Annotated in this window: 20 protein-coding genes and 1 pseudogene; 7 read left to right on the top strand and 14 right to left on the bottom strand. The window is 58.6% G+C overall.

The genetic code is table 11. From position 1 onward, the window contains the following. Positions 1 to 109: 109 nt before the first annotated feature. Together ACF8O8_RS21940 and ACF8O8_RS21935 are read right to left on the bottom strand one after the other, a co-directional pair. The gene (locus ACF8O8_RS21940) at positions 110 to 289 is read right to left on the bottom strand and encodes a type II toxin-antitoxin system Phd/YefM family antitoxin (protein ID WP_392510465.1); all 180 of its coding nucleotides are present in this window, start codon (positions 287 to 289) and stop codon (positions 110 to 112) included. A gap of 575 nt (positions 290 to 864) precedes the next feature. Beyond that, on the bottom strand, positions 865 to 1,689 hold the full coding sequence (locus ACF8O8_RS21935) for an inositol monophosphatase family protein (protein ID WP_392510464.1): 825 nt from the start codon (positions 1,687 to 1,689) through the stop codon (positions 865 to 867). 338 nt (positions 1,690 to 2,027) lie between these two features. On the opposite strand from ACF8O8_RS21935, the gene ACF8O8_RS21930 reads away from it, so the two are divergent. Beyond that, positions 2,028 to 3,178, top strand: a protein-coding gene (locus ACF8O8_RS21930; protein ID WP_392510463.1) for an IS3 family transposase whose coding sequence is annotated in 2 segments (ribosomal slippage) — positions 2,028 to 2,271 and positions 2,271 to 3,178 — 1,152 coding nt in all. Because the reading frame shifts where the segments join, the coding sequence is not laid out codon by codon here. Between the two features lie 15 nt (positions 3,179 to 3,193). Here the strand turns inward: ACF8O8_RS21930 and ACF8O8_RS21925 are convergent. Beyond that, positions 3,194 to 3,661: a hypothetical protein gene (locus tag ACF8O8_RS21925; RefSeq protein ID WP_392510462.1), complete on the bottom strand. Its 468-nt coding sequence runs from the start codon at positions 3,659 to 3,661 to the stop codon at positions 3,194 to 3,196. A 413-nt stretch (positions 3,662 to 4,074) separates the two neighbouring features. On the opposite strand from ACF8O8_RS21925, the gene ACF8O8_RS21920 reads away from it, so the two are divergent. Further along, positions 4,075 to 4,479: a hypothetical protein gene (locus tag ACF8O8_RS21920; RefSeq protein WP_392510461.1), complete on the top strand. Its 405-nt coding sequence runs from the start codon at positions 4,075 to 4,077 to the stop codon at positions 4,477 to 4,479. A gap of 69 nt (positions 4,480 to 4,548) precedes the next feature. Here the strand turns inward: ACF8O8_RS21920 and ACF8O8_RS21915 are convergent, their stop codons facing one another. After that, the gene (locus tag ACF8O8_RS21915) at positions 4,549 to 4,962 is read right to left on the bottom strand and encodes a hypothetical protein (protein ID WP_392510460.1); all 414 of its coding nucleotides are present in this window, start codon (positions 4,960 to 4,962) and stop codon (positions 4,549 to 4,551) included. Positions 4,963 to 5,323: 361 nt separating this feature from the next. Between ACF8O8_RS21915 and ACF8O8_RS21910 the strand changes: the two genes are divergently transcribed. Next, positions 5,324 to 6,247 carry a DUF808 domain-containing protein gene (locus ACF8O8_RS21910; RefSeq protein ID WP_392510459.1) on the top strand — a complete coding sequence of 308 codons (924 nt, stop codon included), beginning with the start codon at positions 5,324 to 5,326 and terminating at the stop codon, positions 6,245 to 6,247. A 207-nt stretch (positions 6,248 to 6,454) separates the two neighbouring features. Next, a pseudogene (locus ACF8O8_RS21905) lies at positions 6,455 to 6,916 on the top strand (DUF808 family protein); the annotation flags it as partial. A gap of 128 nt (positions 6,917 to 7,044) precedes the next feature. Here ACF8O8_RS21905 and ACF8O8_RS21900 read toward each other — a convergent pair. The 7 genes from ACF8O8_RS21900 to puuE all read right to left on the bottom strand — a co-directional run bounded on the left by ACF8O8_RS21900 (position 7,045) and on the right by puuE (position 14,027). Then, a complete protein-coding gene (locus ACF8O8_RS21900; RefSeq protein ID WP_003254339.1) occupies positions 7,045 to 7,827 on the bottom strand; it encodes an outer membrane protein OmpK in 783 nt (260 codons plus the stop codon). Positions 7,828 to 8,180: 353 nt separating this feature from the next. Further along, the gene (locus tag ACF8O8_RS21895) at positions 8,181 to 8,966 is read right to left on the bottom strand and encodes an outer membrane protein OmpK (protein WP_003254337.1); all 786 of its coding nucleotides are present in this window, start codon (positions 8,964 to 8,966) and stop codon (positions 8,181 to 8,183) included. Between the two features lie 139 nt (positions 8,967 to 9,105). Next, positions 9,106 to 10,461 (bottom strand): nucleobase:cation symporter-2 family protein, encoded by a 1,356-nt coding sequence (locus tag ACF8O8_RS21890; RefSeq protein ID WP_010955033.1) that lies wholly within the window; start codon positions 10,459 to 10,461, stop codon positions 9,106 to 9,108. 186 nt (positions 10,462 to 10,647) lie between these two features. After that, the gene (locus ACF8O8_RS21885) at positions 10,648 to 11,988 is read right to left on the bottom strand and encodes a urate hydroxylase PuuD (RefSeq protein ID WP_010955032.1); all 1,341 of its coding nucleotides are present in this window, start codon (positions 11,986 to 11,988) and stop codon (positions 10,648 to 10,650) included. A gap of 44 nt (positions 11,989 to 12,032) precedes the next feature. Beyond that, positions 12,033 to 12,536, bottom strand: coding sequence for an ureidoglycolate lyase (locus ACF8O8_RS21880; RefSeq protein ID WP_003254333.1), 504 nt, complete (start codon positions 12,534 to 12,536; stop codon positions 12,033 to 12,035). Between the two features lie 49 nt (positions 12,537 to 12,585). Next, complete coding sequence (gene uraD, locus ACF8O8_RS21875; protein WP_010955031.1) at positions 12,586 to 13,101, bottom strand: 2-oxo-4-hydroxy-4-carboxy-5-ureidoimidazoline decarboxylase; 516 nt, start codon at positions 13,099 to 13,101, stop codon at positions 12,586 to 12,588. Continuing rightward, positions 13,101 to 14,027 (bottom strand): allantoinase PuuE, encoded by a 927-nt coding sequence (puuE, locus tag ACF8O8_RS21870; RefSeq protein WP_010955030.1) that lies wholly within the window; start codon positions 14,025 to 14,027, stop codon positions 13,101 to 13,103. The genes uraD and puuE overlap by 1 nt, the downstream gene beginning before the upstream one ends. Before the next feature lie 399 nt (positions 14,028 to 14,426). Here puuE and uraH point away from each other — a divergent pair, with 399 nt between their 5' ends. Continuing rightward, complete coding sequence (gene uraH, locus ACF8O8_RS21865; RefSeq protein WP_003254328.1) at positions 14,427 to 14,780, top strand: hydroxyisourate hydrolase; 354 nt, start codon at positions 14,427 to 14,429, stop codon at positions 14,778 to 14,780. A gap of 301 nt (positions 14,781 to 15,081) precedes the next feature. Here uraH and ACF8O8_RS21860 read toward each other — a convergent pair whose 3' ends face one another. Continuing rightward, positions 15,082 to 16,431 (bottom strand): NCS2 family permease, encoded by a 1,350-nt coding sequence (locus tag ACF8O8_RS21860; RefSeq protein ID WP_010955029.1) that lies wholly within the window; start codon positions 16,429 to 16,431, stop codon positions 15,082 to 15,084. Positions 16,432 to 16,711: 280 nt separating this feature from the next. Between ACF8O8_RS21860 and ACF8O8_RS21855 the strand changes: the two genes are divergently transcribed. Together ACF8O8_RS21855 and aqpZ are read left to right on the top strand one after the other, a co-directional pair. Next, a complete protein-coding gene (locus ACF8O8_RS21855; RefSeq protein ID WP_392510458.1) occupies positions 16,712 to 17,467 on the top strand; it encodes a GntR family transcriptional regulator in 756 nt (251 codons plus the stop codon). 151 nt (positions 17,468 to 17,618) lie between these two features. Further along, positions 17,619 to 18,317, top strand: coding sequence for an aquaporin Z (gene aqpZ, locus ACF8O8_RS21850; protein WP_014590205.1), 699 nt, complete (start codon positions 17,619 to 17,621; stop codon positions 18,315 to 18,317). Here the strand turns inward: aqpZ and guaD are convergent. Beyond that, positions 18,314 to 19,618, bottom strand: coding sequence for a guanine deaminase (guaD, locus tag ACF8O8_RS21845; RefSeq protein ID WP_010955026.1), 1,305 nt, complete (start codon positions 19,616 to 19,618; stop codon positions 18,314 to 18,316). The two genes, aqpZ and guaD, sit on opposite strands and share 4 nt — an antisense overlap. A gap of 10 nt (positions 19,619 to 19,628) precedes the next feature. Then, entirely contained in the window at positions 19,629 to 20,474 is an 846-nt protein-coding gene (gene xdhC, locus ACF8O8_RS21840; protein ID WP_010955025.1) for a xanthine dehydrogenase accessory protein XdhC, read from the bottom strand.

The following is a 20,474-nucleotide window of genomic DNA, read 5'->3' as shown; positions in this document are numbered from 1 at the left end:
AGGCTCTGCACGAAAACGATATCGCAACCACCTCATGAGGTAAGCTAGCCTTAAGTTTTCACCTGATTGAGTGCGTCGGGAGTGCGGATGTGCTCCCGCCCGGGGCGCCTTATTCATTGCTCTTTGGCGCGTCCGAATGCCCCAGTTTCTGTTTTTGTTTTTCTGCCTCCTCTATCATCACGCATGGTTTGCCGTTCTTGGTCACAACAAACAAGTGGCCTTTGGCAACAAGTGCAACGATTCGCCTCAGGCGCCTGCGGGCTTGGCTCATCGGGATGACGGTCACCATCTACGCAGCTCCTGGATTTCCGCTGCCAGCATGTCGTGGGCAGAGCGTGTGAACCCAGCGTCCGCTCACTTGCTGCCCCGGCGCGCCACACTGCTCGCACGTCTTCAGTGACAGCTCCTCAGCTACAGCCACGGCACCTTGGCAGTAAGCGTCGCCACCGTCGTAGAAAAAATGCAGCTCACCGAACTTCGATTTCACCTGGGCCACAACTACCTGCGGCACCTCTGGATGCCGATCCAGATGGGCTTGGAGCGTGTGGCACAGGGCATAGAGGATATCGCGCCATCCGGGGCTGCAGTAGATGTCATCCACACCAGGATCAGAGAAAAGTCGCGGATACCGGGCCCTGAATTGTTCGATATCAAGCACGGGCACGGACGTTATGTTTTGGGTCATGTTCAAAGCTCGCACGAAGGACAATTCTTGTCGGGGCCGTAATGTCGGGCAAGAAGCAAGCGGAGCGCGCAGCCAGGATGGCGGAGGCGTGAGGATGGAAGCCCAGCGGGCCGAGACCTGAAGGGGCTCGGTTTACGACAGCCGTTCCCCTGGGACACGCCATGAAATGAAAGTGGTGATCAGCCAGAATCATCCGCGAAGACTCTCTCCCAATCTCTCTCTGCAAGCGCAGCGCAAGCACTGGGCGCTCCACCAAAACACCGGTTAGATACTTGATGCATTTCTGCTTCGTCCGTGTAGCTGATCTGAGCCCCATGCTCATCAACGAGTACACCATTGGCACCAAACAGCAACGCATGACCGGCTACGACGTCGTGAGCTGAAACGGGGTAAAGCGATACTCCGCAGACCCCGTCCCCAACTGCCACTCTGGCCAGTCTGTAGGCAATGGAGGGCATCGGATGAAAACCACCAGGAGCACATAGAGCTGCATTGGTTTGAGGTTTTTTTCCAGCTGAGGAGCTGACCATCACCTGACTAGATTTGGAAAGCTGTTGAATGGAAAGATCCAGGCGCACAGGTAATCCATTTCGGAGCAAATGATCCATACCCCTCGCCCAAGCGATGCAATCCGATATTCCTTCCGGAGTGACTGGAGCGTGTACTACTCCGAGTACAGGCACCTTTGCCTCTAGTAAGCCAACCGACAGCGCTGATCCGTTCAGCCCTATCAGGAAATCGCTGGTTCCATCATTGGGATCGACGACCCAGCAGAAGCGATGACCGGAGAGCACATGGCCAGTTTCTTCGCCCCAAAAGTCGCAGGGCAAGATGTTCAAAAGCTCCGAGCGCAGCACCTTTTCTATTTCAGCATCGACATCTGCTTTGCTCCCTGAGCCGCGTCGACCGTCCGGTCGGACATATTCCTGCGCTAATAGAATCCCAGCACGCTCGACTGCGGTGATGACAAGGGGCAGGATCTGCTTCACATCCTCTATTGTCATGTTCACTCCCGGCAACAGAAGGGAAGAGGCCGTTTCCCCCCCTGATCATTCGGGCGCGCTGCTGCTCGGCGGGAGAGCTGCCTTGAGGCTGAGCGGAGCGCGCTTACTTGCCTGAAACGCTACGGCTTCTGAGGTGTGCTGATGGTGCTATGCCCACATGTCAGACACTCACCGGTTTCGATAGGGATTTCGACTCGATCAGGGCTAAGGTCGTTCCGAGAATGCCCAATAGCGTGCTTCATGTAATAATTTGTTGTCTCAACTGGAATATGCCCTGAATCGCCCCTGGTTTCGTAGACACCTCCAAGCCTCATAATGAGGCCCAAATAGGAGGTGCCATGAGTCGTCAGCGTTACCCTGAAGAATTCAAGATCGAAGCGGTCAAGCAAGTGACCGAGAAAGGCAAGCCTGTCGCTGAGGTCGCCCAGCGCCTGGGCATGTCCGTGCACAGCCTTTACGCCTGGATCAAGGTCTACAGCAAGCCCCAAGAGCAGCGTCAGCAAGACAATGATCAGCAGGCTGAACTGCGCAAGCTGCGCGCTGAACTCAAGCGCGTGACGGAAGAGCGAGACATCTTAAAGAAGGCCGCCGCGTACTTTGCCAAGGAGTGCGGCTGAAGTACGCCTTCATCAAGAAGCACTCGACGGATTACCCGGTGCGGCGCCTTTGCCAAACCCTCAAGGTGCATCCCAGCGGCTACTACGCTTGGTTGGCGGAGCCTCAATCTGCCCGAGCAAAAGAAGATCATCGTCTGCTTGGTTTGATCAAACATGCTTGGCTCGAAAGCGGAGGTGTGTACGGCTATCGCAAAATTCATGGTGACCTGCGTGAGCTGGGAGAGACATGCGGGCGAAATCGAGTCGGTCGTTTGATGCAAGCAGAGGGGTTGCGTTCGCAAACGGGTTATCGCCGTCGTCCTGGGTTTTATGGCGGAAAACCAACCGTGGCCTCGCCCAACCACCTTGCCCGGCAGTTCAAGGTCAGCGAGCCGAACAGGGTCTGGGTGACCGATATCACTTACATCCGCACCTATGAAGGATGGCTTTATCTGGCGGTAGTGCTGGATCTCTTCTCACGCCAAGTAATTGGTTGGTCAATGAAGCCAAGGATGTGCAGCGACCTTGCTATCGACGCGATGCTGATGGCCGTTTGGCGACGCAAGCCACAGCAGCAAGTGATGATTCACTCAGACCAAGGCAGTCAGTTCAGTAGCTCAGATTGGCAAAGCTTCCTTAAGGCCAACAATGTGGTCAGCAGCATGAGCCGACGGGGAAACTGCCACGACAATGCCGTAGCCGAGAGCTTTTTCCAGCTTTTGAAGCGGGAACGGGTTCGACGAAAGACCTACGCGACACGTGACGAAGCCCGGAGTGATATTTTCGATTACATCGAGATGTTCTATAACCCAAAACGTCGACACAGCAGTGCTATGCAGCTGTCTCCAGTAAAGTATGAGAAACGCTATTTCCTGAGCTTGGAGAGTGTCTAGGAAACCAGGGGCGATTCACCCTAATGCTTTCTGGACTCGAGAGATAACGCTGTCGTAGTTGTTGATGTATAGGGTCGTAAGCTCAAAAGCCTTACTTTGAATAGTTTTTTTACATGCTTCGGTGGGAGGTTGTGCGTCAAGTATCTTGTAAATTGCAAGATGCTTAAAGGGCCATTTTTCGATCTGATCATTCAGTGCCGCATAGTCGATATTCTGACCGGGGCACGTGTTGTTGAGCATAGCATCAATGACGCGAAGGCTTTGCGCTTTGATTTCTTCTAATGATACAAACTGAAGATCATCTTTATCGATGCTCTTACGGGAGTCATGAAGGTCTACGTAGCCAAGGCATCGGCTCATCAAATTTTGGGCAGCGGAAAGCTTAATTTTTTTGTTGCCTGGCCAGTCGCGTTGGAGACATCTGGCTAACCGTAAAATACCTTTGCCCGATACGAAGTCAGCAGCGAACAGGGAAATTTGCATGGTCATCCTCCATGGTTCGAAGCGGTGTCGGCTGTCCGCAAGGACTTATGTCAGATGAACTGCGAAATGCAGGTGAATGACCTGTGAGTTATCTACGCGCGCCGACCGCTCGATCCAGGCTGACCGATTTGCCAATGCTAGCACGATGAAAGTGGGGGTTGTCCAGCACATATAAACGGTATGCAGAGAACATACTCAAAAGTTGCCTCCGGGCTCGGATATGCTGCGACGTCGGGGGGAGGTGGTTTAGGGATAAGCTGGTGGGCGTCGTAGGCGGAGGTGTGGTCATGCGGGGAGATGGACGCATGCAGGGCTGTGACTCGCAAAGCGCGGCCCGCTCTACGACAGAGGTTCGCCTCGGTGGTACGCTGCACTACTTGTACACGTACCATTGATGGCCTAGGGAAAATGAGATGAGTGAGGAAAAAGTCCGCGCCCGAGAATTAACAAGGCGTCAAGCGCTCTGGAAGCTCGCTTCACTTAAACCTGGCCATCCTGAAGCAGTTCCTTTGGTGGCGATTCTCGAACGCATTTCTATCGAGGAACATAACGACGCTGTATTTGAACCAGCACTGACGCTTGATATTGTTAGCCTCAGCGTGCCTACTCGACGCAGTTCCTCCGGCAAAGAAATAGTCCGTGAGTCTGACATTCAACAGCCTTGGCGTGAACGTTTTATCCAAGCGAGCTCAGGATCAACTCGACTGGTGGAAGGGTTCTACGCCAATGACTGGAAGAATTTTTTGCTTGAGTGGGCTGCTGAGGTTCAGCATCTAGAAGCACACATTGCTGCGATATCCAACCGATCAAATGAATGATTTTTTTGGAATGCATGATGCCTTAAATTCGTGCTTCAAGCTGCCAAAATCTGTTGAACATGCCGAGCTCTACAGCTCTCGATCCCAGGCATCCATTGCTTCCTTGAGGTTTCCATACCAGTAAAGCTTGGACGTCTTCAGCGCAGTAGCGACTTGCTTACTTATGTTTGCGTCAAGCCAGGGTGGCAGGTTCTCGCTATCAACACTGAATAAGCTCGCAAACGCAACTGAATACAAGCCAGTGGTGAGGGACTGCAGGCATACATACTGCACTGAAGAACCGTCAGCTAATCGCCGCCAGCTTACATGTTGGATAGCATCTAGGCCGTCATGAAGATTGTGGTGAAAGTTTTCGAGTGGGCTAGCAATTGGTGCGGTTGTTACTTTGTGCTGTTTACTGACCAAGTGCTTCAGTTTTTCGCGGGAGGCTATGACGATATCGCGAATTTCTTTAGGGTCGATTGACATGCTGCGTTCGTTCACCGACAAAGTCTTGAGGTTGTTAATTGCCTCAATGAACTCTCGCTCCTGATCCTTCTCTCGCTGTGTCCGTTTGTCAGGGAAGAGCCACTGAGTGATTTGTCTTAAAAACATGAAGGAGCCCGTCTGTCATTTGCTGTCGGCAGGCTACCACCCGGTGGGCTCGGCAGCTATGAGTTTCAGTGCAACAGGTGATGCGAGATGGCCGCCGTCGAAGAGAGGTGGGTGGCCAAGGCAGAACTGTTTTGCCACCAGCAGGTCTGTATGCCATCTTGTTTGCCATCGTGATAGTCCTGCGAGCAAGTCTGGGAGGTCAGGCGCTTATGGACGATGGGTTTGTAAGAATCTACTAAGGGTGAATGGAATGGCTGGCAGCAGTTTTTTTGCTTTGTTGGATGATATCGCGGCTCTGCTAGATGATATCTCTTTGATGAGTAAGGTCGCGGCCAAGAAGTCGGCCAGCGTGCTGAGTGATGACTTAGCAGTCAATGCTGAGCAAGTTACAGGCGTCAAAGCAGATCGTGAGCTCCCAGTGGTCTGGGCTGTGTTTAAAGGATCACTCCTTAATAAGGCGATTTTGGTGCCTTGTGCGCTATTGCTTAGCGCGTTCCTCCCTTGGTCAGTGAAGTGGCTGCTAATGGCAGGAGGAGTATACCTTTGCTATGAAGGGTTCGAAGCTATTAAGGAGAAGCTATTTCAAAGTGGTCACGAGTCCGGTGCAAGCGAGGCCAAGTCTGCGCCTAAAACTAAGGAGGAGCTGGCAGCTTACGAAAGGCGTAAAGTTAAGGGGGCTATCCGGACGGACTTTATATTGAGCGCGGAAATTACAGTTATAACTTTGAATGTTGTGTCGTCTGCCCCTTTGCTACAACAGATTGTGACGCTGATTGTAATTTCATTGGCTATGACTGTTGGCGTGTATGGGCTGGTTGCGGGAATTGTCAGGTTGGATGACGCTGGTCTTGCTTTGCTCAATTCTAAATCTGACGGTGCCACCGGAGCAGTTTTGAGGAAAGTTGGCGGTGTATTGGTGGCGTCAGCCCCAGTTCTTATGAAGGCACTGTCGTGGATTGGGACTGTCGCGATGTTCCTTGTTGGCGGCACCTTTGTGGCAGAAGGTATTCACCCAATCGAGCACCTCATTGAAGCTACCACGAGCTCCTTTGAAGGATGGGCGCCTGTTGTGAAGATAGGAGCATATGGTGTGGTTGGGGCTTTAGCTGGGATGGTCGCTGCAGTTGCGATGCGGGCGCTTTCGTGGGGCGTGGAGACAGCCAAGAGAAATTGAATGTCACAGGCTGTCGTATAGCACCTTCGTCAATTTACAGAAAATCTCCCATTGCGGTGACCCTGACGGGGATTTCCCCACCGCCGTCGGGTGTTTTTTCTAGATGGAATGGGCTTGTGTTGTGCAGAATCAGGCGATGCACAAGCCTACATTGGGCAGCTAGGCCCAGTGAATCGCCGTATTGTGCAGGATAGGGGTGGTTAAAATATATTGTCGGCGGAAATCATCGCCATTACCTTGGGTATCGTGGCTGACTCGCCGCTGACCCAGCAGATCATCGTGCTTTCCGGCATTGCGGTGGTGATGACCATTGGTGTGTATGGGTTGGTAGGCGGGATCGTCAAGCTCGACGACCTTGGGCTGTGGATGGCCCGCAAAACCTCAAGGCTGACTCAGGCAGTGGGTAACGGCATCCTGCGGGCGGCGCCGTACATGATGAAAAGCCTGTCGGTGATTGGTACTGCGGCGATGTTCCTGGTTGGCGGTGGGATCCTGGTGCATGGCATCGAGCCGCTGCATCATGCCATCGAGGCGTTCAGCGAAGGGCGTGGTGGGGCGCTGACCAGTGCGTTGCTCAACGGCGGGGTCGGAGTCCTCGCAGGTGCTGTGGTGCTGGCGGTGGTAAGCGTTGCGGGGAAATTGTGGCGGGCGGTTCGGCCGGCCAATTGAGGCGCTTTGCCCCGGTTCGCGCGTGAACCCGCTCCTACCAGGTACCGCGTTTGCCTCGCACCCGGCGCGTCCCCTGTAGGAGCGGGTTTACCCGCGAATGGGCCGCAAAGCGGCCCCGCTAACTCAGGTCAGAAGTGAACCTTGACCAAGAAGCTCATGGTGTTCTGGTCGGTAGTGAAGGCATCGCTGTCCTTGATGCCGTACTTGTTCTTCCAGTAGTCATACTCCACACCCACGTACAGCTGTTTCTCACCCAGGTGCAATGCCTTGCCCAGGTCGTACTTGATCTGCGGGTTGAAGTGCAGGTTGGCCTGGTAGGTGCCGCGGCGGTTCTCGTCGTTGTCCACCACCCAGTCCATGAAACCGTCGATCAGCACGTCGGAATCGCCGACCGGAATGGTGTACGACCACACCGGGGTGATCTGCCACACGTTGTCACCGGCGCGGCTGCCGTCGGTGGTGCGGTTGTAGAAGTTCAGCTGGAAGTAGTCGAAGCCCGGGATGGCCAGGTCGAAGCCCGGGCCGATCAGGTAGGACTCGGTGTCACCCTCGCCAAACTCGTAGGTCATTGCCAGCAGCACGTCCTTGACCGGGCCAAACTCGATCTTCTGGTCGAAAATCTTGCCGAACGACAGGCGTGGGCTGATCTCACCGTAGTAGGTGTTCGGGCCGTTGCCGGCGTCTTTCTGGCCCTGGTAGAAGATCTTGTCGACGAAAATGAAGTTGTCGCCATACTTCCAGCCATCGGCGTGCTCGAAGGTGACGGTTTGCTGAATCGCCGGGTTGACCTTGAAGTTCTTGCCCCACAGGTAGGTCAGGCTGTTGTTCTGCCATTGCAGCAGGTCGCCGCCGAAGGTGGTGCCGCAGGCCAGCAGGCCGCCGGCGAGGATCAGGCTCTTGATAGTACGCATTGCGAGTGTCGCTCCCTTGATTGATCTGTTGTCAGCGCTCGGTGTCGGCGCTTTTTTTGTCTTTTGAGTCAGCTTTTTTCGATAGGCCACAGCTGTTTGGCAAGGGTTGGGCCAACTTTTCCGGGTTGGCAAAACCTTCCTGCTCGACTTCGTTCTGAACGGATGAAAAGGGTATTTCAGGCTGGCAACACGTTGGCCAACCGCCCGAATTCATTGACTGAGCGGTCAGTAAACGCAGGCAGAATCCGTTCTGCCCTGATCGAGGGGGCGCGCAGATTACTGGCTTGCGCGCCGCGCCTCAAGTGCTCCGTCCTGGAGCGGGGTGATTCAAACTTGTGCGTTTGGTCAACTTCCTAGAAGTGCACCTTGATCAGCGCACTGGCGACGCTTTGGTTGCTGTCCAGGTTGCCACGGCTGTCAATGCCGTACTTGTCTTTCCAGTAGCTGTATTCAAAGCCGACGTAGAGCTGCTTGGCGCCCAGGTTCAGCGCCTTGCCCAGGTCGTATTTGACCTGCGGGTTGAAGTGCAGGTTGGCGTGATAGGTGCCACGGCGGGTTTGGTCGTTGTCGGTAACCCAGTCCATGTAACCGTCGATCAGAATGTCTGACCGGCCTACAGGGAGGGTGTACGACCAGCCGGGGGTAATCTGCCAGACGTTGTCACCGGGGCGGCTGCCTTCGGTGTTACGCACGTAGAAATTGAGGGTGAAATAGTTGAAGCCGGGGATGTTCAAGTCGAAGCCGGGGCCGATCAGGTAGGCCTCGTTGTCGCCTTCACCGCGCTCGTAGGTCATGGCCAGCAGCACGTCCTTGATCGGACCGAAGGCAAGCTTGCGGTCGAAGATCTTGCCCAATGACAGGCGTGGGCTGAACTCGCCGTAGTAGGTGGTCACACCTTTGCCGGGGTCGGCCTTGCCGTTGTAGAAGATCTTGTCGACGAACATGAAGGTGTCGCCGTACTTCCATTTGTTGGCGTGCTCGAAGGTGATGGTCTGCTGGATATCAGGGTTGACCTTGAAGTCCTTGCCGTACAGGTAGGTCAGGCTTTCGCCGTGCCATTGCAGCCATTCGCCTGCGTGCGAGGGTAGGGTGGCCAGCAGGCTGCTGCCCAACAACAGGGACGTGGTGATGCGCTTCATGTTGTGATTCCCGGACTTATTGTTTTTGTTGGCGTTTTTTTGGCGCGCAGGCGCCCCGGGCGACCCATTCCGGCGGGTCGACGGCGTAGCGGTTACTGCAGAGGTGAACGAGGGGCAGCCATGCACCGCCCCCCTTGGCTCAATGCTGGTGACAGACGTCGTTGTGCATTGCGCGGTCGGCACCGCCAAGGATGTTGAACAGTACGTTCAACACCAGGGCACAGACCGTGGCCATGGCGATACCGCTGTGGGTGATGGGCTCCATCCACTGTGGCATCTGGGCAAAGAACTCCGGACGCACCACGGGGATCAACCCGAAGCCGACGCTCACGGCAACCAACAGCTGGTTGCGGCGGTCGCCGATGTCCGCCTCCTGAAGAATCTTGATCCCGGTGGCGGTGACCATGCCGAACATGGCGATGGACGCGCCGCCCAGTACTGCGGGCGGGATCGAGGCAATCAGGAAGGCCGCCTTGGGCAGCAGGCTGAGCAGGATCAGCAGTGCACCGGCCACGATGGTGACATAGCGGCAGCGCACCCCGGTCATCTGCACCAGGCCGATGTTCTGGGCGAACGAGGAGTGGGTGAAGGTGTTGAAGAAGCCCGCAATGAACGACGCACCGGCATCGCACAGCAGGCCGCGACGCAGCATGCCAGGGGTTACTTCACGATCAGTCACCTTGCCCAGGGCCAGGAACATGCCGGTGGACTCGACGAAGATGATCACCACTACCAGGCACATGGACAGAATCGGCGCCAGGCTGAAGGTCGGCATGCCGAAGTGCAGTGGGGTGACCACCTGCAACCACGGTGCTTCATTCAGGCCCGACAGGTCGACCATACCGATGGAACCGGCCAGGATGTAGCCAAGGCCCATGCCCACCAGTACCGACACGTTTACCCAGAAACCGCGCATGAAGCGGTTGATCAGCAGGATCACGGCCAGTACCAGGCCGGCCACCAGCAGGTAGATCGGCGAGCCGAACGTTTCTGCTTCATGGCCGCCACCGGCCCAGTTGACAGCCACCGGGAACAGCGACAGGCCAATCGAGGTGATCACCGTACCGGTGACCAGCGGTGGGAAGAAGCGGACAACCTTGGACATGAACGGCGCGATCAGCATGCCGAAGAACCCGGCAGCGATGGTCGCGCCGAAGATCCCCTGCAGGCCCACGCCGGGCATGCCGGCCATGGCCACCATGCTGCCGACGGCAGCGAAACTGGCACCCATCATCACCGGCATGCGGATGCCCACCGGGCCGATACCGAACGACTGGATGATGGTAGCGACGCCAGCGACAAGCAGGTCGGCGTTGATCAGGAAAGCGACTTCTTCACGGGACAACCCGGCGGCCTGGCCAATGATCAACGGCACGGCGATCGCGCCACCGTACATCAGCAGAACGTGTTGCAGGCCAACCAGGATCAGTTGGAACAGGGGCAAGGGTTCGCGCGGCGGCGCAATGGGGATATACGCCTTGCGTGACTCGGACATGCAGCACCTCGAGTTTTGTTTTTATTCTCGGATCCAAGCGGCAGGCTTCATGCCTGCGCGCTCGATGCTTGCTTGTTGCGTAACACATGGAGCTTGAGGCTGGGGCTATCGGCCTCTTCGCGGGCAAGCCCGCTCCTGCAGGGGAAGGTGATTCCCTTGGGGGGCGGGTTGCCTGGCGAGGTGCTGTCAGTTGACCTGGGCGCCTTTGGCGATCCAGTCGCCGACGAGCTTGCGCTCTTCGGTGGTCATCTGGGTGATGTTGCCCAGCGGCATGATCTGGCTGGCAACCGCTTGCGCCTGAATGCGCGCGGCCTGGGCCTGGATCTGCTGTGGAGTGTCGAACATCACGCCGGCAGGGGCGGTGCTGAACAGTGGGCTGGTCGGCTTGGACGAGTGGCACACAGTGCAGCGTTCCTGGATGACATTGTGGATCTTGTCGAATTCGCCACCTCCGGCCTGGGCAGCGGCCTGGGCAGCGGCCTGGGCCGGTGCTTGCGCAGGTGCGGCGGGTGCTTCGGCAGCCTTGGCGGCGTCCTCGGCACGCTGCTCGGCAGCCGTCTTGCCGCCTACCGCAGTTGCCGGCAGCGGCTGGTACTCGATCTTCGCTGCGGCTTGCTCAGGGCTTACGGCAATCGGTTTCGGGCCGGTAACGTAAGCCAGGCAGATCATCGCCAGAGCGCCGACGGGCAGGGTCCAGGCGTACTTGTTGCTGTCGTGGCGGGTGTTGAAGTAGTGGCGGATCAGAACCGCGGCTACTGCGATACCGGCCAGGATCAGCCAGTTGTACTGGCTACCGTAGGTGCTCGGGAAATGGTTGCTGATCATGATGAACAGCACCGGCAGGGTGAAGTAGTTGTTGTGACGCGAGCGCAGCAGGCCCTTGGCCGGCAGGACCGGGTCGGGCGTCTGGTTGTTCTCGATCGCCGCCACCAGCTGGCGTTGGGCCGGCATGATGATGCGGAACACGTTACCGACCATGATGGTGCCGATGATCGCGCCGGTGTGCAGGTAGGCGCCACGGCCGCTGAACACCAGGCTGAAGCCCCAGCAGGCAGCGATGATCAGCACGAACAGCACAGCACCGAGCAGCGCTGGCTTCTTGCCCAGGGGCGAGTCGCACAGGAAGTCGTAGATGAACCATCCCGCGATCAGCGAACCGATACCGATGGCCACGCCTTCGGCACCGCTCAGGGTGCTGCCAGGTGCCAGCAGGTACAGGGTCGGGTTCCAGTAGAACACCACGCACAGCAGGGCGATACCGGACATCCAGGTGAAGTAGGCTTCCCATTTGAACCAGTGCAGGTTCTCGGGCATTTTCGGGGGGGCGAGCTTGTATTTCTCCAGGTGGTAGATACCACCGCCGTGAATCGCCCAGAGATCACCTGACAACCCATCGCGCGGGTTGCTTCGGTTCAGGTGGTTCTCCAGCCAGACGAAGTAGAACGATGCACCGATCCAGGCGACGCCGGTGATCATGTGAACCCAGCGAATGCTCAGGTTCAGCCATTCGTGAAGGTGTGCTTCCACAGTATGTACCTCTGCCAGTCACCGAGAAGATGACTGACCTTTTCTTATTGGTGGGGATTGAGGATCAGCATCTGTTCCTCGGTGAAGTAATGCTCATCGCAGTTGTTGCCAGAACCACTGCGATCAACCACCAGGAAATCATCCCGCTTTTCGATCGTCAGCACCGGGTGGTGCCAGACGCCGCGATGGTAATTAACGCCCTGCCTGCCATTACTGCGGAAGGCTCGGACCAAGCCTGATACAGGTGCATCGCCAACGGGCGCGACCACGATCAGAAAGGGGTTGCCGAGCAGCGGGATGAAAGCCTGGCTGCCCAGCGGATGGCGTTCCAGCATGCGCACGGTCAGCGGCATGTCCTGCGCGTCGGCGCGGAAGATGCTGATGATCGCCTTGTCTTCAGGCTCGGCGGTTTCGACCGTGGCGAGCTTGTGAAAGCGCATGGTCGAGCCGTTGTTGATCATGAAGTGGTCGCTGCCGTCGGTTTCGATCACGTCTCCGAACTGGGCGAAGGCTTCTTTGGTCAAGGGCTCGATCATCAGGGTGCGCATGCGGTTATCTCTTCTATTGTTCGTTTTCTGAATAAGGTTCGGCTGTTGCTTACAGCTGCAGCAAGCGGAACAGGGCGATCAGGTTGATCTGTGCCAGGGCTTCCTTGAACTCGGCATCGGCATCGTTGTGGATGCGCTTTTCAAAGGCGGCGAGAATCTGGTGCCGGTTGCTGCCCTTCACCGCCATGATGAACGGGAACTGAAACTTGGCTTTATAGGCATCGTTCAGCTCGGTGAAACGGGCGAACTCCTCGGCGGTGCACTGGTGAATGCCGGCGCCGGCCTGTTCGTTGGTGCTCGATTCGGTCAGCTCGCCCTGGATGGCTGCCTTGCCGGCCAGGTCCGGGTGAGCGTTGATCAGCGCCAGCTGGTCGGCGTGGTTGGCGCTGAGCAGGATGTCGCTCATGCGCTGGTGCAGCGCCTCGATCTCGTCCAGCTCGCCCAGTTGGCCCAGGTCGTAGGCTTTTTCGGCAACCCACGGCGAGTGCTCGTAGATGTCGGCGAAGGCCTTGACGAAGGCGTCACGGTCCAGGGTGGATGGTTTGAGGGTATTGAAGGCGGTCATCAGGCGTTCTCATTCTTGTACGGGTGGGTGGCGTGCCAGTGGCGGGCGATATCCACGCGACGGGCGAACCAGACCTGGTCATGACTTTTTGCGTAATCGACGAAGCGCTTGAGTGCAGCCAGGCGTGCCGGGCGGCCGACCAGGCGGCAGTGCAGGCCGATGGAAAGCATTTTCGGTGCGTCGGCGCCTTCGGCGTACAGCACATCAAAGGCGTCTTTCAGGTACTGGAAGAACTGCTCGCCGCAGTTGAAGCCCTGTACCTGGGTGAAGCGCATGTCGTTGGTGTCCAGGGTGTAGGGGATCACCAGGTGCGGCTTGCCGGTGGGGTTGTTCGGCTCCCAGTAGGGCAGGTCGTCGTCGTAGGTGTCGCTGTCATAGAGGAAGCCACCTTCCTCCATCACCAGGCGGCGGGTGTTCGGGCCGGTACGGCCGGTGTACCAGCCCAGCGGGCGCTCGCCGGTGAGTTCGGTGAGGATACGGATGGCTTCGAGCATGTGCTCGCGCTCCTGGGCCTCGTCCATGTTCTGGTAGTCGATCCAGCGGTAGCCATGGCTGCAGATCTCGTGGCCGGCTTCGACCATGGCGCGGATCACGTCGGGGTGGCGCTGGGCGGCCATGGCCACGGCGAAGATGGTGAGTGGCACGCCGCTGTCCTTGAACAGCTTCAGCAGGCGCCATACACCGGCACGGCTGCCGTATTCATACAGCGACTCCATGCTCATGTTGCGCTGGCCCTGCAGGGGTTGGGCAGCGACCATCTCGGACAGGAAGGCTTCGGATTCCTTGTCACCGTGCAGGATGTTGCGTTCGCCACCTTCCTCGTAATTGAGGACGAAAGACAGCGCGATGCGGGCGTTGCCCGGCCATTGCGGGTGAGGAGGGTTGTTGCCGTAACCGATCAGGTCGCGAGGGTAATCAGCGCTCACTGCAGTCTTCCTTCTTGTGCGTTAGTGCGGGGGGTGGGCGGGCCGCGTCGGTATGTCGCACCACCGGATGGGATGATTGTATACAACTTCTGAAATCTTTTGTAAGCCTGTTTTTCCGCATTTCTTCCCTTTTGTCGCCTCGCAGCGACCTGGAAATACAGTGCAAGAAACCTGCCTGTTTGGTCAGCTAATGAGGTTGGCATCGTTATGGTGCGTGTATTTGCGACCGATGGGTCGTTTATGGGCAGCAAATGGAGGGTGTGACAGAAGGGATCAAAAAATTGTGTACAATCCTTGGATGGAATGTCTTAATAACGTCATTCCCGCCTGCCGCAGGCGCTAAGCTGGTGCGATGGCTGAGTATTTTTTGCCCACAGATTGAACAAGAGGCGACACGCAATGGGACGTTTGACCACACACGTACTGGATGCCGCGCATGGCTGCCCGGGTAGCTCGATCAAGGTCGAGCTGTACCGCGTCGAAGGCCAGCAGCTGGAACTGGTGAACACCGCCCTGACCAACAGCGATGGCCGTGTCGACGCGCCGCTGCTGCAGGGGGACGATTACCGCACTGGCGTTTACCAGTTGCAGTTCAGCGCTGGGGATTACTACCGCGCCCGTGGCGTGCAATTGCCGGCCCAGGCGTTTCTGGATGTTGTCGTGCTGCGCTTTGGCATCGACGAGTCGCAGGAGCACTACCACGTGCCGCTGCTGATTTCGCCGTACAGCTATTCGACCTATCGTGGAAGCTAGTTGGTCGCTAGAAGAATCTTCGTAGGTCCTTTGGCCCGCTCTCACACTGGCGGGCTTTTTTTCGTCTGCTGTTTTTTGCGTTGCCTGTGCCGGCCTCTTCGCGGGTGAACCCGCTCCTACGACGGGCTGTGTCCAACTGTCCACCCCGTGGTAGGAGCGGGTTTACCCGCGAATACGGTGGCGGCAGCAACGGTGAACGGCGGGTGGGGATTGGTCAGCAGGGCCGGCCCTTTCGCGGGTGAACCCGCTCCTACGACGGGCTGTATCCAACTGTCCACCCCCGGGGTAGAAGCGCCCTCGGTCAGAGGAACACGAACTTGGCAATGAAGATCGCGCACAGCACCCACAGGCTGGCCGAGATTTCCTTGTACTTGCCGGTACCCGCCTTCAATGCCACATAGCTGATGAAGCCCAGGGCAATACCATCGGCGACCGAGAACGTCAGCGGCATCATGATCACTGTGACGATCGCCGGAATGCTGTCGGTGGCCTCATCCCAATGGATGTGCGCCATGCTGCCCATCATCAGCATCGCAACGTAGATCAGTGCACCTGCTGTCGCATAGGCCGGAATCATCCCGGCCAGCGGCGCGAAGAACATCGCGGCGATGAACAGCAGGCCTACCACCACAGCCGTCAGGCCAGTTCGGCCACCTGCGGCAACCCCCGCAGCACTCTCCACATAGCTGGTCACCGGCGGTACACCGACCACCGCGCCGAACACACTCGAGGCACTGTCAGCCTTCAACGCCTTCGACAGGTTCTCGATCCGCCCGTCCGGCGCCACCAGGTTGGCCCGTTGCGCGACGCCCATCAGGGTGCCGGCAGTGTCGAACATGTGCACGAACAAGAACGCCAGCACCACGCTGATCATGCTGACGTTGAACACGCCAGCCACGTCCATGGCCATCCAGGTGGGCGCCAGGCTCGGCGGCATCGACATCACCCCGCCAAACTTGACCAGGCCCAGGCCCCAGCCGGCCAGGGTGACACCCATGATGCTGATCAGGATCGCGCCGAATACCCGCTTGTAGCTGAGGATGGCGATCAGCAGGAAGCACACGGCCGCCAGCAGCGGCCCCGGCTCATGCAGCGAGCCCAGCTTGATCAGGGTGGCGGGGCTGTCGACGATGATGCCTGCAGTCTTCAGGCCGATCAGCCCGAGAAACAATCCGACGCCGGCCCCCATGGCATGGCGCAGGCTGACCGGAATGCTGTTGAGCAGCCATTCGCGCACTTTCGACAAGGTCAGGAACATGAACAACACGCCCGAGACGAATACCGCCCCCAGCGCCGTTTCCCAGTTGTAGCCCATGGTGCCGACCACGGTGTAGGTAAAGAAGGCATTGAGCCCCATGCCCGGCGCCAGGCCCACCGGCCAGTTGGCGTACAGGCCCATCAGCAGGCAGCCCAGCGCGGCGGCGATGCAGGTGGCGACAAAAGCGGCACCATGGTCGATGCCGGCGTCGGCCATGATGTTGGGGTTGACGAAGATGATGTAGGCCATGGTGATGAAGGTGGTCACCCCAGCGATCATTTCGGTTCTGACGGTGCTGCCGTGTTGCTTGAGTTTGAAAATCCGCTCCAGCCAGCTCGTTTCGAGCGGTGGGGCAAGATCCAGCGTAGGGGCTTCGGATTTGCGGCTTTCCACAGCGAGTACTCCTCAAGTCGTTCTTGTTGTTATGGAGCCAGTTTCCTGAGCGATGCACTTGGCGGCTCCGCGGGAAGGCAGACGTCTGACCGTTTGTTGACTTATGGGTCAAGAAGTTGCTCGGTGGATTATGCTTTTGTGTACAAATAAAGCAAATAATGTTTTATGTTTTGTGTGCGCAATGTGTCGTACAACGGCTATATAGGTAAAACGCCCCCTGCGGAATCGCCTCAGCCTGTGTACAATGGCGCCATACTTTCTCTTCGTGCCTCGAGAGCCCATGAACGAACAGCTGCAACCTCTGAAGAAACCTGCACGAGTCGGCAAGGCCGGCCGCAGCGGTACCCAGGACGACATCGTCTACGCGCATATTTTCGAGGCGATCCTCGAGCAGCGTCTGGCTCCGGGCACCAAGTTGAGCGAGGAAGCGCTGGGCGAGATCTTTGGCGTCAGCCGCACCATCATCCGCCGCGCCTTGTCGCGCCTGGCCCACGAAAGCGTGGTGCTGCTGCGACCGAACCGCGGTGCGGTGGTGGCCAGCCCGACCGTCGAAGAGGCGCGCCAGGTGTTCTTCTCGCGGCGCATGGTCGAACGCGCCATCACCGAGCTGGCGGTGCAGCATGCCACCCCCGAGCAGCTCAACGAGCTGCGGCAGATGGTGCGCGAAGAGCGCGACAGCTTCTCGCGCGGTGACCGGGGTGCCGGTATCCGCCTTTCCGGTGAGTTCCACCTCAAGCTGGCCGAAGCGGCGGGCAATGCGCCGCTGGTGAGTTTCCAGCGCAGCCTGGTCTCGCAGACTTCGCTGATCATTGCCCAGTACGAAAGCGGCAACCGCTCCCACTGCTCTTACGATGAACACATGCAGCTCATCGATGCCATCGAGGCACGCGATGCCGAGCAGGCGGTGAGCCTGATGATGCATCACATGGACCACATCGACAGCAAGCTGAATCTGGACGAGGAGAGCGCCTCGGACGATTTGCATGCCGTGTTCTCGCATCTGTTGAAAAAAACCAAGGTTTCCATCAAGGGTTGATCGTTTGCCTGCGTGATCGAGGGGCTGCAAGGCAGCCCTTCCAGCCACTACTGGCCATAACCCAAAGGTCTGCTAAATTCTTGTGAGCAAACCTTCATCAAGCAGTTGGGCTTGCGCATTCGTTGCGTTCAACTTCTTGAGGAATGGATTCATGAGCATGTCCCTGGGTAAACGCATGGGGGCCGAACTGATCGGCACCTTCTGGCTGGTCCTTGGTGGCTGTGGCAGTGCGGTACTCGCAGCCAGTTCCCCTCTCGGCATCGGTGTGCTCGGTGTCGCCTTCGCCTTCGGCCTCACCGTACTGACCATGGCCTTCGCCATCGGCCATATTTCTGGTTGCCATCTAAACCCTGCCGTGTCGTTTGGGCTGGTGGTGGGCGGGCGCTTCCCGGCAAAAGAGCTGCTGCCTTATGTGATCGCCCAGGTGATCGGTGCCATCCTGGCGGCCGGTGTGATCTACCTCATCGCCAGCGGCAAGGCCGGTTTCGAGCTGTCTGCGGGGTTGGCTTCAAACGGCTACGCCGACCACTCGCCCGGTGGCTATACGCTGGGTGCGGGCTTTGTCAGTGAAGTGGTGATGACGGCGATGTTCCTGGTGGTCATCATGGGGGCGACCGACGCCCGCGCGCCGGCAGGTTTTGCACCCATCGCCATCGGCCTGGCCCTGACCCTGATCCACCTGATCTCGATCCCGGTGACCAATACCTCGGTCAACCCCGCGCGTAGCACGGGGCCGGCCTTGTTCGTCGGTGGCTGGGCCCTGCAGCAGCTGTGGCTGTTCTGGGTGGCGCCGCTGATCGGTGCTGCTATCGGCGGCGCGCTGTATCGGGGCCTGGCGAAAGAACCTTAACGCTGGTGCACGCAGCGCCCGGCGGCGTAGGTTTCACGGACGGTACGGTCATCGCCCAGGGTGGTGAGCACGAACAAGGTTTCTTCGATGCTGTTGGACTGCTGGATGCGGTAGTCCAGCAGTGGCGTGGCCTTGTAGTCCAGCACCACGAAGTCGGCATCGTTGCCCGGGCGCAGGCTACCGATACGGTCGTCCAGGCGTAGTGCGCGGGCGCCGCCGAGGGTGGCCAGGTACAGCGATTTGTACGGATGCAGGCGCGCGCCTTGCAGCTGCATCACCTTGTATGCCTCGTTCAGGGTGTTCAGCAGAGAAAAGCTGGTGCCGGCGCCAACGTCGGTACCCAGGCCCACGTTGACCCCGAACCGCTCGGCCTGGGGCAGGTTGAACAGGCCGCTGCCGAGGAACAGGTTGGAGGTGGGGCAGAAGGCCACGGCCGAGCCGGTTTCGGCCAGGCGTTGGCACTCTTCGTCGCACAGGTGTACGCCGTGGGCAAACACCGAGCGCTCGCCCAGCAGCTCGAAGTGATCGTAGACGTCCAGATAACCCTTCTGCTCGGGGAACAGCGACTTGACCCAGTCGATTTCCTTGAGGTTTTCCGACAGGTGCGTGTGCATGTACACGCCGGGGTGTTCCTTGAGCAATTGGCCGGCCAGGGTCAATTGTTCCGGTGTGCTGGTTGGGGCGAAGCGCGGGGTGACTGCATAGTGCAGGCGGCCCTTGCCATGCCAGCGCTCGATCAGTGCCTTGCTTTCGGCATAGCCCGATTCGGCGGTGTCGGTCAGGTAGTCCGGCGCGTTGCGATCCATCATTACCTTGCCGGCGATCAGGCGCAGGTCCAGGCGTTCAGCCTCTTCGAACAGGGCATTCACCGACTCTGGGTGCACGCTGCCGAATACCAGCGCAGTGGTGGTGCCGTTGCGCAGCAGTTCCTTGAGGAAGATCTTCGCCACCTGGTCGGCGTGGCCTTTGTCGGCGAACTGTTTTTCGCAGGGGAAGGTGTAGGTATTGAGCCAATCCAGCAGCTGCTCGCCGTAGGAACCGATCATGCCGGTCTGCGGGAAGTGGATGTGGGTATCGATGAAGCCCGGGGTGATCAGCGCGTCCTGGTAGTGCTCGACCGGGATGCCGGCATCCAGCGTCGGCAGCAGTTCACTGGCGTGCCCCACGGCGCTGATGCGGCCATCGTCGACCACCAGCAGGCCGTCTTCGTAGTATTCATGGGAAGCCTCCAGGCCCACCTCGGCCGGGTCGGCAATGCTGTGCAGGATGGCGGCACGGTAGGCTTTGCGGGTAACGGTCATAACACACTCGTCAAATGGCTTGGCTGCGCCGGGAGGGCGGCAGCAACTGGGCAATGGGGCCGGCATTGGCGGCAGCGTCGTGCTGGCCGAAGCAGGCGTTGTAAGTGGCAATGATTTCACCGGCGATGGACACGGCGATCTCGATGGGCAGCTTGCCTTTGACCTCGGCCAGGCCCATCGGGCAGCGCATGCGGGCCATCACGGCCTCGTCAAAGCCTCGTTCGCGCAGGCGGTGCTCGAACTTGACCCGTTTGGTCTTCGAGCCGATCAGGCCGAACCAGGTGAAATCGTTGCGCTTGAGAATGGCGGCAGTCAGTTCCAGGTCGAGCTGGTGGTTGTGGGTCATGACGATGCAGTAGCTGCCGGGCGGCAGGTCCGCGACTTCGTCGACCGGTTCCTCACTGACGACCTTGGTCACCCCATTGGGGATGAGTTCGGGGAATTCCTGTTCACGCGAGTCGATCCAGCGCACCCGGCAGGGGAGCGCGGCGAGCAAGGGTACCAGAGCCCTGCCGACATGGCCCGCGCCGAACACGGCGATCTGCGCCTGCACCGCGGCCATCGGCTCGAACAGCAGCACGGTGGCGCCGCCGCAACACTGGCCCAGGCTGGCACCGAGGCTGAAGCGCTCCAGGTGCGGGGTGGTGCGCTGCTCTTCGAGCATTTGCCGGGCGATGTGCAGCGCCTTGTATTCCAGGTGGCCGCCGCCGATGGTGTCGAACAGGCCGCTGGCGCTGACCACCATCTTCGAGCCTGCGTTGCGCGGGGTAGAGCCGCGCTCTTCGATGATGGTCACCAGCACGCAAGCTTCGCCACGGGACTGGTGGTCGGCGAGGGCGTTGATCCATTGGTGCAT

The sequence above is a fragment of the Pseudomonas sp. TYF_14 genome (genome assembly GCF_043105275.1).
Taxonomy (GTDB): domain Bacteria; phylum Pseudomonadota; class Gammaproteobacteria; order Pseudomonadales; family Pseudomonadaceae; genus Aquipseudomonas; species Aquipseudomonas alloputida.
Note: the sequence above shows the minus strand (reverse complement) of the source record. Positions and strands in the feature narration are given on the sequence as shown.

Bases quoted from the DNA above. Each gene is read 5' to 3' on its own strand.
- ACF8O8_RS21910 (WP_392510459.1), top strand. From the start codon at position 5,324: ATGGCTGGCAGCAGTTTTTTTGCTTTGTTGGATGATATCGCGGCTCTG.
- uraH (WP_003254328.1), top strand. From the start codon at position 14,427: ATGGGACGTTTGACCACACACGTACTGGATGCCGCGCATGGCTGCCCG.
- guaD (WP_010955026.1), bottom strand. From the start codon at position 19,618: ATGACCGTTACCCGCAAAGCCTACCGTGCCGCCATCCTGCACAGCATT.
- ACF8O8_RS21935 (WP_392510464.1), bottom strand. From the start codon at position 1,689: ATGACAATAGAGGATGTGAAGCAGATCCTGCCCCTTGTCATCACCGCA.
- ACF8O8_RS21900 (WP_003254339.1), bottom strand. From the start codon at position 7,827: ATGCGTACTATCAAGAGCCTGATCCTCGCCGGCGGCCTGCTGGCCTGC.
- ACF8O8_RS21895 (WP_003254337.1), bottom strand. From the start codon at position 8,966: ATGAAGCGCATCACCACGTCCCTGTTGTTGGGCAGCAGCCTGCTGGCC.
- uraD (WP_010955031.1), bottom strand. From the start codon at position 13,101: ATGACCGCCTTCAATACCCTCAAACCATCCACCCTGGACCGTGACGCC.
- ACF8O8_RS21855 (WP_392510458.1), top strand. From the start codon at position 16,712: ATGAACGAACAGCTGCAACCTCTGAAGAAACCTGCACGAGTCGGCAAG.
- ACF8O8_RS21890 (WP_010955033.1), bottom strand. From the start codon at position 10,461: ATGTCCGAGTCACGCAAGGCGTATATCCCCATTGCGCCGCCGCGCGAA.
- ACF8O8_RS21880 (WP_003254333.1), bottom strand. From the start codon at position 12,536: ATGCGCACCCTGATGATCGAGCCCTTGACCAAAGAAGCCTTCGCCCAG.
- ACF8O8_RS21925 (WP_392510462.1), bottom strand. From the start codon at position 3,661: ATGCAAATTTCCCTGTTCGCTGCTGACTTCGTATCGGGCAAAGGTATT.
- aqpZ (WP_014590205.1), top strand. From the start codon at position 17,619: ATGAGCATGTCCCTGGGTAAACGCATGGGGGCCGAACTGATCGGCACC.
- ACF8O8_RS21940 (WP_392510465.1), bottom strand. From the start codon at position 289: ATGGTGACCGTCATCCCGATGAGCCAAGCCCGCAGGCGCCTGAGGCGA.
- ACF8O8_RS21920 (WP_392510461.1), top strand. From the start codon at position 4,075: ATGAGTGAGGAAAAAGTCCGCGCCCGAGAATTAACAAGGCGTCAAGCG.
- xdhC (WP_010955025.1), bottom strand. From the start codon at position 20,474: ATGCACCAATGGATCAACGCCCTCGCCGACCACCAGTCCCGTGGCGAA.